The organism is Thermus kawarayensis JCM 12314, from assembly GCF_055393575.1.
Genome location: NZ_AP043755.1, coordinates 1 through 10,001, shown reverse-complemented (window position 1 = coordinate 10,001; position 10,001 = coordinate 1). Strand labels below are relative to the sequence as shown.

General features: G+C 64.8%; 8 protein-coding genes. 1 reads left to right on the top strand and 7 read right to left on the bottom strand.

All coding sequences use genetic code 11. The features are described 5' to 3' along the window. Positions 1–24: 24 nt before the first annotated feature. Positions 25–1,755, top strand: a complete 1,731-nt coding sequence (locus tag ACZ5RK_RS00225) for a family 1 glycosylhydrolase (RefSeq protein WP_245537212.1) — start codon at positions 25–27, stop codon at positions 1,753–1,755. A 373-nt stretch (positions 1,756–2,128) separates the two neighbouring features. On the opposite strand, the gene ACZ5RK_RS00220 is transcribed toward ACZ5RK_RS00225, so the two are convergent. From ACZ5RK_RS00220 to ACZ5RK_RS00190, 7 genes are all read right to left on the bottom strand, one after another. Beyond that, a complete protein-coding gene (locus tag ACZ5RK_RS00220) occupies positions 2,129–2,662 on the bottom strand; it encodes a hypothetical protein (protein WP_014516139.1) in 534 nt (177 codons plus the stop codon). 200 nt (positions 2,663–2,862) lie between these two features. After that, positions 2,863–4,059, bottom strand: a complete 1,197-nt coding sequence (locus ACZ5RK_RS00215) for an MFS transporter (protein WP_003043751.1) — start codon at positions 4,057–4,059, stop codon at positions 2,863–2,865. Then, positions 4,052–5,527, bottom strand: a complete 1,476-nt coding sequence (locus ACZ5RK_RS00210; protein ID WP_014632236.1) for a radical SAM protein — start codon at positions 5,525–5,527, stop codon at positions 4,052–4,054. The genes ACZ5RK_RS00215 and ACZ5RK_RS00210 overlap by 8 nt, the downstream gene beginning before the upstream one ends. Positions 5,528–5,792: 265 nt before the next feature. Then, complete coding sequence (locus ACZ5RK_RS00205; RefSeq protein WP_014516140.1) at positions 5,793–7,277, bottom strand: hypothetical protein; 1,485 nt, start codon at positions 7,275–7,277, stop codon at positions 5,793–5,795. A gap of 97 nt (positions 7,278–7,374) precedes the next feature. Continuing rightward, complete coding sequence (locus ACZ5RK_RS00200) at positions 7,375–7,614, bottom strand: helix-turn-helix domain-containing protein (RefSeq protein ID WP_014516141.1); 240 nt, start codon at positions 7,612–7,614, stop codon at positions 7,375–7,377. Continuing rightward, the gene (locus ACZ5RK_RS00195; protein WP_231291389.1) at positions 7,562–8,830 is read right to left on the bottom strand and encodes an RNA-guided endonuclease InsQ/TnpB family protein; all 1,269 of its coding nucleotides are present in this window, start codon (positions 8,828–8,830) and stop codon (positions 7,562–7,564) included. Before ACZ5RK_RS00195 ends, ACZ5RK_RS00200 begins: the two co-directional genes overlap by 53 nt. A gap of 333 nt (positions 8,831–9,163) precedes the next feature. Continuing rightward, a complete protein-coding gene (locus tag ACZ5RK_RS00190) occupies positions 9,164–10,000 on the bottom strand; it encodes a transposase (protein WP_126164695.1) in 837 nt (278 codons plus the stop codon). Between the last annotated feature and the right edge of the window lies 1 nt (position 10,001).

Genomic DNA, 10,001 nt, shown 5'->3' with positions numbered 1-10,001 from the left:
CACACAGACTCTTACACATAACTCTTGACACGACCCCTCCTGGGGCACGGCCTCGCCGTGGAGGCCTTGAGGGCAGCGGGGACGAAGCGTGTGGGGATCGTCCTCAACTTCGCCCCGGTGTACGGCGAGGACCCCGAGGCGGTGGACGTGGCTGACCGCTACCACAACCGCTACTTCCTGGACCCCATCCTGGGCAGGGGGTATCCCGAAAGCCCCTTTCAAGACCCCCCGCCCACTCCCAACCTCTCCCGTGACCTGGAGCTCGTCGCAAGGCCCCTGGACTTCCTAGGGGTGAACTACTACGCCCCCGTCCGCGTGGCCCCGGGGACGGGGCCTTTGCCCGTGCGCTACCTTCCCCCGGAGGGGCCGGTCACGGCCATGGGGTGGGAGGTCTACCCCGAGGGGCTTTACCACCTCTTGAAGCACCTCGGCCGGGAGGTGCCCTGGCCCCTTTACATCACGGAAAACGGGGCCGCCTACCCCGACCTCTGGACGGGAGAGGCCGTCGTGGAGGACCCCGAGCGGGTGGCCTACCTCGAGGCCCACGTGGAGGCCGCCTGGCGGGCCCTCTTCACCCTTTACGCCACCGCCACCCCCTTTGACCGGCCCTGGGAGGCCCGTTACCTCCTGGAGCCCACGGGCTTCGTCCCTTACCGCCTCTTCACCCGTTTCATGCGCCAGTTCGCCGTCTACACCCGGGAGCGGTACCGGGGAGGGAGGGAGTTCTACTTCGCGGGGGGGATTGAGGACCTAGCCCGCTTCCACGGGTACCTCCGGGACCGCAACCTCCTCACCAAGCGCCTCTTCCGCCCCCCAGAGGGCCTGGTGGCCTACGAGGTCCCCCTCCTGGAGGTCCCCGAGGAGGCGAAGGCCCTCCTGGCGGAGGTGCGGAGGCGGCTCAAGGCGGCGGCCTACCGGGCCCCCCAGGAGGAGCGGGGGATCGTCATGGCCCAGCGCACCCTCCTCTCCCGGGCCATCCTGGAGAGGATCAAGCTGAGGGCGGCCCTTCCCCTGGTGGCCGGCCTCCTGGAGGAGGGGTGGCACGTCCTGCTCTTCGTCCAGTACCGCTCGGACAAGACCCTGGACCTCACGAGCCCCGAGGCGGTGGAGGCCTTCCTCCAGGACGCCGAGGAGAGGGGGCTCAAGGGGGCCCTCCACCGCCACCTGGCCCCGGCCCTGAAGGGCCTCGGGCTCACCCTCCCCTCCCCCGTGGCGATGGTCCGGGAGGCCTTCGGAGGGCTGGGAGAGGACCTCGCCTTCTACACCGGGGCGGAGACGGGAAGCGCCCTCAGGAGGACCAAGGCGGCCTGGGACGAGGGGAGGGTGCGCCTCCTCCTGGCCACCGCGGGCAAGGGGGGTGTGGGCCTCTCCTTCCACGACACCACGGGGAAGAGACCTACGGCCCAGATCGTCCTCACCCTGCCCTGGACGGCCACGGGGCTGGACCAGGTCCTGGGCCGGGTGGTGCGCCTTGGAATGAAGAGCCCCGTGCGGATCCTCTTCCCTGCGGCCCCGGTGCCCTTTGAGCAGCAGCTTGCGGCCACGGTGGCCCAGAGCCTGAGGACCCTGGGGTACGCGGTGCGAGGGGGCGAGGGGGTGGTGCCGGAGCGGGTGGTGGAGGCCTTCCTCTACGACCTGGCGGCGGTGGACCTGATGGGCTTCCTCAGGCTTTTAGAGGCGGAGGAAAGCCTGTCCAAGGCCCCCCGGGAGGAGGAGGCCTCTTCCCTGGAGGTGCCGCTTCCGCCCTCGGGGTGAAGGGGAGCCTAAAACTGTAGGGTGAAGGGGGTCCCGGAGGCCTCCAGGGAGTAGACCCCTTCCCTTCGGGGGTGCCCTTTCCAGCTCTTTTGGTGGGGGGCCCGGGCTCAAGCTACCCGGCCCAGAGCCGTGGGCACCAGGTCCCTCCCACCACCACAAACTGAGGGGATACGCCCAAACCCCCACGCCAAAGCGGCTCAGGAATCCTCCCGCCGTTTTCCCGAGACTCCGTTCCCCCTCCGCCCATCTGCGCCCTTCCAAGGTAGTGTTACCCCCCACCCCCATGGGTAGGGCCGGTCCACCCGGGCCTCAGGGGAGGGTCAGCCTTGCGGGAAACAAGCTTAGCGATAAGACCAAGCCCTCTTCGCACCGGCTAGGAGGCTCTCCCCATGGCCTCTACCTCCTCCAGGCGCCTGGGATGGAGCGGGCCAAGGGCGAAGAGGTAGAAGGCCAGGAAGGAGGCCAGGGCCACCCGCAAGGGCAGGGTCACGCCGATCCCCCCCAGGACCCCCGAGAGGGTTCCCCCTAAGGCGCCCGCCCCGTAGATCAGGGCCCGCAGGGCGGCCAGGCTCCCCGCCAGGGCCTCCTCGGGCAGCAACCACCCCCGCACGGCCCGCAGGTGGACGCCCGTGACCCCGACGGCAAACCCATAGAGCAGGCCCCCCGCGAGGAAAGGAGGGAACGGAAGGGCCAGGAGGAGGAGGGCCCTCACCGGGTCTCCCCGGTCCAGCCGGGGGCTCAGGAGGAGCAAAGGGCCTAGGGTGAAGTACCCGAGGGCAGCGAAGAGGCCTACCCAGAAGGCCTCCCCCGTGCGGGCCACCTCCAGGCTCAAGGCGCTGAAGCCCAGGGCGGCCCCCAGGTCGCCCAGGGCCTCGGAAAGAAAGGCCAGTTTCCAGACCGGGTTCAAGCCTCTAGAGCGAACCCTTCCACCATCCAGATGACCCCACCTGTAATGGAGCAGGCATGGCAAAGGGGCGCACGTACACCCGCCGCGTCCGGCCGCCGACCCTGACCTCTTGCACCTCCTTGAGCATCGCCATTCACCCCCTTACGGGTTAGCCCCAGAGTAGCAGCAGGGGAATACCGCCCGTGGAGCCCAGGAGGGCCTCACCCACGCCCCTCGGCGTCACCACGAGGGGAGAGAACCCTTTGGGAGAGGCGGAGGAGAGGGGGAAAGAGAAGGGAGGCCAGGAGGAAAACGCTCCCAAAGGCCACGAAGGCCCCCCTGGGCCCCAGGAGGTCCCCAAGCCCCCCGCCCAAGGGGGAGCCCAGGACCCGGGCCGTCTGGGTGAGGACGTTGACGTAGGCAAAGAGGCCCACCAGGGTCTCCGGGGGGGCAAGCCGCTGGAGGAAGGTCCGGAAGGCGATCCGGGCCACGGAAACCCCCGCCCCCGAGACCAAAGACCCGAGGAGGAGGTGGGGGTAAGGGAGGAGGCCGTTCCCCAGGTTGCCCAGGCCCAGGAGGCCAAGCCCCCCGAGGAGGCCAAGGACCGGGGGGAGGGAGACGCGGGTAAGGGCCTGGGCCACAAGGAAGCCCCCCAGGCTAAAGCCCGCCCAGGCGATACCTAGCCCCTCGGGCCGCTTGAGGTCGTGGAAGAGAAGAGCGGTGAGGACCCCGCCCCCCGTGAGGGCCAGGGCAGGGAGAAGGGCAGGTAGAGCAACGGGGAGGAGAACACCCAAGGGTACACCCCCAAAGGCCTTCCGCCTCCCTTCGGAAGGGCCTAGGGGAGGAGGGGCCTTCAGGCCCAGGAGGAGGACCAGGGCCACCCCCAGAGGAAGGGCGAAGAGGGGAAGGGCGTAGGGCCCCAGGCGGTCCACGGCAAAGCCCCCTATGAGGGGGGCCAGGACCAGGCCCAAGGTATTGGCCATTTCCCAGCGGGCGTTGGCCTGGGACAGGGCCTCCTTAGGGAAGAGGCGGGGCAGGGCGCTTCCCAGTAAAACGCCGTAGATGGCCAGAGCAGCCGTAAGGAAGAGGAAGAGGGCGAGCAAGGCGGCGTAAAGGAGAAGAAAGGTGCTAAGGCCAGGGCTTCCCAGGGCGAGGAGGGCCGCTACCCCAAGGCCAAAGGCGAGGAGGCGGAGCACCATTTGGGGCCTGGTCTCAAGCCAGGATTGGAGGAGAAAGGGGGTCAGGATGCTCGCTAAGGCTTGAACCAGGGTGAGGACCGAAGTTTGTAGCCCCGAGGCTCCCGCTTCCAGGAACCGCCATAGGCCCGCCACCACCAGGCCCTGGCCGGTCAGGGTTAGAAGGAAGGCGAGGAGGAAGAAGGAGAAGGTACCCGAGGGCGGAGTTAAATCCTTAGCCATGCTGGGACGCTGAGCCATCAGCTAGAGGGATTTCGCTGGTGTAATTGGGGATAGTCCGAATGTCCACGGCATCAAAGAAGTTCGGTTGAACAGGTATTTTCCGTAGCTCTTGCAGTAGAGGCGAATTCTCCCAAATGTCGGCTAAAGTGCTCGTTAGAAGGTTGCCGAAGAACGAATACCTGGGCCGCCACTCACGCAATTTGGCAGAAACGTAGACATTACCCCTCGGATCTACGCGAAGAGCACGATTACCCCTAGAGGTAAGCCATATCTGATCGCGGGCCGGGTTTTCCGATCTAAGTTCTCTAGAAAGCTTATACCACAGCCTTTGGTGGGGCTTAATCGCACCTAATCTAACCATGTCCATGTATTCCCCTACAGCGAAGTCCCACTCTTCCTGGCTAAGAACGAGATGATTCAAGCTTGCCCCGCGCCCTGCGGGATACATGGGCGCAATCCCATACATAGCGTTGTTTTGTGTTGCGATTTCACCTATCTTTCTAATCTCAGTGTAGTTCTTCTTGTGAACTACCGTGAAGACAGCCAGAGGGATACCGGCTTTGGCAATGAGACTTATCTGCCGCAAGGTAGTCTTAAATCCCCCCTTACCCCGAAGCAAATCGTGGCTATCCGGACTAGATCCGTCTAAAGTGGTACCCACGAAGTTCAGATTTTTTGTGGACGCAATCTTATCTAAGTCGCTATCTCGCAACACGGACAAGTCGGTGTTAACTTGAACGCTAAACCCTAGCTCGTCCGCTAGGCGGATGATCTCCAATCCATCTGGCCTACTCAGTGGATCACCTCCTGTGAATTCAAGGTAGAAGACCCCTTCCTTTCTTATGGAATCCAAGATATATCCCCACTCATCGAAAGTCAGCTCTTCCCGAAGAGGTATTTTGGGTTCAGGGCCGGATTCGTATGCACAGTATGCACAACGCCTATAGCACCTATTCGTGAGCTCGATTTCCATGGATAGAGGCCTATAGTACCGGTCATCGGAGAAGTGTTGATCGTCTAGGAACAAAGCTTTAGATTCCAGCCCTTCTTGAGAAGGGCGAAGGTATCCCTCGGCAATCAAGTAAAGGATTAAATGCCCCGCTGCCTCTACAAATCCCTTGGTAATTTCACTTAAGCCTCCTTCTTTGAGAACTTGCTTGAGGGCCAGCGATGGCCTAGTAGCAACTACAAAGGATCTAACAAGGTCGAAGGCTTCCTGATTGAGAAAAATGCCCCTCTTAAAGCCGTAGAGTATTCCCCCGAACCGCTCTCTGCGTAGGACAACGCTAGCGTCGCTGGCAAGGACAAGGGGCACGTCTTCGACCCAAAGCCTTTCGTATTCCGAGCCTAATCCTTCTTCGAGGTCCTCCTCGTAAGCCAATATAAAATTGCCTGTATCAATGGCAACCATCAGGAAATCATGCTGCTGGCCTACGACCTTTGGAAGTTGTAAACCCCTCTCGTGCATTTCTTCCACCCCCTTACGGGTTAGCCCCAGGGTAGCAGGGGGGAGGTTACGTCCAGGTTACGTGGAAGCTCTTCCCAACGATGGCCCCTGCGTAACCTCGCGTAACCTTGGACTCCCCGCGTAACCTCCCCCTTGGCACCCTGGAAGCATGAGGCACAGGTGGCCTTGGGTTCTCCTCGTGGGATGGCTTCTCCTGGCCCTTCTAAGAGGCCCTGGTCCCGCCCCTTCCCTGGCCTGCTGGAGTCCCGACTGCTTCCCTCCCGGTTCACACCCCGTACTCCCGGCGAAGCCGCTCCACCCGGGCCCGGGCGATGGGGTAGCGGGGATCCTCGGGGGATAGCCCCTCCAGGAGGGCCTCCCAAACCTCCAGGTCCTCCCCCAAGCGCTCTGCGAGGAGGAAGAGGGCCTCCTGGTCCCCCGAGGCCAGCACCGCCCGGCGCAGGGTCTCCTCCAGTTCTAGGCGGAGCGCCTCCACCCCCGGGGCCTGGCTCCAGGGGAGGAGGGGGCCCTGGTAAAGGGCAAGGGCCTGTTCCAGGTCTCTCCCGGAAAGGGCCCTGAGAAAGGCCAAAAGGTCCGAGGGAGGAGGGTCTTCCAGACGGTAGGGGGCGCAGGAGATCCGGAAGCCCTTGGCCCGCAGGCGGTGGAGGAGGGTCTTCAAGGCCCCTAGGTTGGGTTCCCCGTAGAGGGCCTCCGCCAGGGCTTCTCCCGATATGCCCTTCTCGTGGGCAAGGAGGAGGGCCAGCGCCTCCGTGCCCCTAGGCCCTAAGGAGGGTAGGGGACCTCCGTCAAGGAGGCGGAGGGAGGTCTCCTCCCCTCGGCCCAGCAGGAAGGCCCGGGCCTCGGGGCGGAGGGCGGGGGCCAGGCGGGGGGCCAGTGGGGCCTCTACCTCCGCCCCCAGGGCCCTGAGGCGGGCCTCGGCCAGGAGGGCGTAGAGGGCCCCGTCCTCCCGGAGGAGGCCGTGGGCGGAGAGGAGGAGATCCCTGGCCGCCTCCCCCCCTTCCAGGAGCCCCTGGGCCAGGAGGAGGAAGCCCTGGGACCACCCCGCCTGGGGGCCGGCCTGGGCCGCTTCCAGGAGGAGCCGGGCCCTAAGGGGTTCCAGGGCCAAGGCCCCAAGGACCAGGAAGCTCGGGAGGCTGCCCGGGCCCAGGAGGGGAAGGAGGCCCTGGAGGAGGGTCCGGGCCCGCCGGGGCTGGCCCCGGAGGAGGTGGGCCAGGGCCAGGGTGTGCCCGGCCAGGAGGCGCACCCCGGGCAGCTCGTGGAGCAGGAACTCCTCCCCCTCTTCCAGGACCTCGGGGAGGGGAAGGGCGCCGAAGAAGAGCTCCAGGCGGAGGTGGTGGAGCCGGGTCCAGGGGGAAGGGGCCTTGAGGCGGGCCAAGGCGGCATGGGCCAGGGCCTCGGGACGGCCCAGGCGCTCCAGGACCACCGCCAGGGCCAGGTGGAGCCGGGCCTCCGCCTGGGAGTTCCCCCGGAAGCGGTGGAGGGCCTCCTCCAGGGCCACCGCCCCTTCCCTCGGGGGCAGGGCGAGGCCCAGGTGGTAGAGGGTGAGGGGGGTCTGGGCCCTCCGGGCGGCCTCCAGGGCCAGGGCCCGGTACCCTCCCCAGTCCCCCTTGCGGCCCTCCAGGAAGCCCAGGAGGGCCAGGCGCTCCGCCTCGGGGAGGCCTTCTTGGGGGGTTTGGAGGAGGGCCAGGGCCTCCCGGTCCTTTCCCCCCTCCAGGAGGCGGAGGGCGATGGGGAGGCGGGATGGGTCCATAGGACCAGCCTAACGGCCCGCCCCAGGGCCCGCGGGCCATGGGCACCCGTACCCCCTACCTATGCCAGCTCCCTGCACGGCCCCTTGCGCCCCGGAGCTATTCGTCAAAGCCCAGGGCCCGGAGGTAGCGCTTCACCAGGTAGTAGGGCTTGCGGGCCAGGTAGTCCTTGCCCTGCTCCACCCGCAAGACCCAGTGGGGCCGGAGGCCCAGCATCCGGGCGAACCGGGTGGCGGAGACTCCCAGGGTCTCCCGCCTGCGCTTGAGCTCGGCGATGAACTCCTCATCAAAGAGGAGTTCCTCCGTGATCTTGACCTTGCCCTCGAACTTTCCTCCCATGGCGTTCTCCCCCTTCTCCTTGGTCCTGTGACGACTCCTCGGACTGAAGTCCGAGGCTTCTCGGTTCCCAAGATACGGGCTTCGCCCGTGACCACGGGACGGCCCACGCCGTACCCATCCCCGAAGGCCCCGTCCAGGCCCTTGCCAGAACATTCAGCGCGGCGGCCACATCCCGATGCAGGGGAGTCCCACAACCCGGACAGGTAAATTCCCTCACCCAGAGGGGACGCTTTTCCCGGTGGCCGCACACTGGACAGTCCTGGCTTGTATGTTGGGGGTCTACCCCCACGACCCGCCTACCAGCTTCTTCCGCTTTGTAGGCGAGGATTTGGAGAAACTGCGCCCAACCCGCATCCAGAACTCCTTTGGATAGACGGGAGCGGGATAGGGCTTGGATGTTCAGATTCTCGTGAACGATGGTTCCATAGGTATTGACCAGCCTCCTTGCAATTTTATGGTGGAAGTCTTTGCGCTGGTTGGCGATTTTGCGGTGCAGCTTGGCAACCCGCTTTCTGGCCTTCTCGCGACGACGGCTGCCCCGCTTCTTGCGGGCAAGGCTGCGCTGTGCGGCGGCGAGTTTGGCTTGCGCCTTGTGGAGGTACCGGGGGGCCTCGACCATCTCCCCGTCGGAGGTGACGAGGAAGTGGGGGTTGGTGCCCAGGTCTATCCCGATGGCCCGGTTGTTGGAGGGAAGGGGCTTGGGGTCCACCTCGCAGACGAAGACGATGTACCACTCTTCCCCCTCCCTTTTGACCGTGGCGGTCTTCGGTTTCCCCTCCAGAGGACGGTGGAACTTGCACTTGACCGAGCCGATGCCGTACAACAGTACCCGACCCTTTTGAACCTTGACTCCTGTTTTATCCGCTTGGGGGAAGGTGAAGGAGTCGTAGCGCCCCTGCCCCTTGAAGCGGGGATAGCCCGCTTTCCCCTTGGCCTTAAGCCGTCGGAAGAAGCCCTGGAAGGCTTTGTCCACCCGCTCGATGACGTTCTGCAAGACCTGGGAATGAATGCGCTTGTACTCCGGCAGCTCGGCCCGTATCTCGGGCAGATACCTCTTCTGTTCGTAGAAGCCGACAGTCCTCCCGCCCTTCTTGTAGGCATCTCTACGCTCCTGCAAGGCGGCGTTGTACAGGCTGCGGCACAGCGCAAGGGTGCGCTCCAGGTCTTTTTGCTGGGGCCGGGTGGGGTAGAGTCGGTACTTGAACGCCTTATGCATCGTCTACCTGATGCTTGCGCTGCTCCTGGATGTAGCGCTCGATCACCTGGCGCGTGGTGCGTTCTTCAGGCACGTGCATATGATAGCGCATCCGCCGCCCACTAGGCTATGTCCGCCTCCCCGCTACGCGGCGAAACCAGCGTCTCCGGCGGACGTGGGGGAGTCCATGTATCCCACGGACTGAAAGTCCAGGGGATTATAGCTCCCCCACGCCCCCTCTTTTCTCTAAAGCCAAGTTACTAGGGTTGGGAAGGCGCTTCAACACCAGGTTCCTGGGGAGCTGGGGGCCTTGGTGGACGCCAGGCTAGGAGGCGTCATCCCTTCGTGTGCTACCTACATCTCCACCCCCGCCATCCTGGGGAGGACCCGGCTCCGGATGGGGTTGTGGGCCAACAGCACCAGGTTCACCCTGGCCAGAAACCCCCAGTAGGAACGGGCTTCAATCCGGTGGAGCCCCAAAGAACGCACCATCACGCTGAACCGGGTCTCTATCCAGTTGCGTACCCTCCCCATCCACCCTTTCCACCCCGTCTGTACCACCTTCCCGCCCCTGACCCGGTAAGGAGGCGTTTTCACCCCCTCCACAAAGCGAAAGCCCCGGTCCCCAAGAACCGCAGGAAGGCCCGTCAACAACCCCTCGGCCCATGCCTCCCTGGCATTACCGGGCAACACGGCCCAGCGGAAGAAAAGCCTCCCCTCGTTCATCACCGCCACCAGGGTGTACCCAGCGAAGGCCCCCAGGGGGCCTACCCCCACGGCAGCTTTCGGGAGGTCAAAGCCGTGTATCCGATGGCCGTGGGCCAGGGGGATGGGTTTTAGGTCTACCACCTGAAGGTGTCCCTCTCCCCCGGAAAGGCGCAGGGCCAGGTGGGCCAGGAGGCGGTGGGCTTTTTGCAGCACCCGGTAGAAGCGGGTGAGGTGGGGGAGCTGGGGGAAGTAGGCCTTCAGGGTGGACTTGGCGGCCAGATACCCTTTGGCCAGGTCCTGACCTTGCAAAAGGAGGAAGATGGCGAGGGTTAGGAGCTCGGCGAGGGTAGCCTTTTGGTGCTTTTGCTTTCGGGGGAGGCCGATACCTTGAGCCTGCAGAGCTTTGAGTTCATCGTCTACCCAGACATAGGTAGCCACCAGAAGGGTTTCTGCGTCAAGATAGTAGGTCGTGTAAGGATTTATG

Coding starts and splice junctions, on each gene's coding strand:
- ACZ5RK_RS00215 (WP_003043751.1), bottom strand. CDS start 4,059: ATGGCTAAGGATTTAACTCCGCCCTCGGGTACCTTCTCCTTCTTCCTC.
- ACZ5RK_RS00210 (WP_014632236.1), bottom strand. CDS start 5,527: ATGCACGAGAGGGGTTTACAACTTCCAAAGGTCGTAGGCCAGCAGCAT.
- ACZ5RK_RS00205 (WP_014516140.1), bottom strand. CDS start 7,277: ATGGACCCATCCCGCCTCCCCATCGCCCTCCGCCTCCTGGAGGGGGGA.
- ACZ5RK_RS00200 (WP_014516141.1), bottom strand. CDS start 7,614: ATGGGAGGAAAGTTCGAGGGCAAGGTCAAGATCACGGAGGAACTCCTC.
- ACZ5RK_RS00195 (WP_231291389.1), bottom strand. CDS start 8,830: ATGCATAAGGCGTTCAAGTACCGACTCTACCCCACCCGGCCCCAGCAA.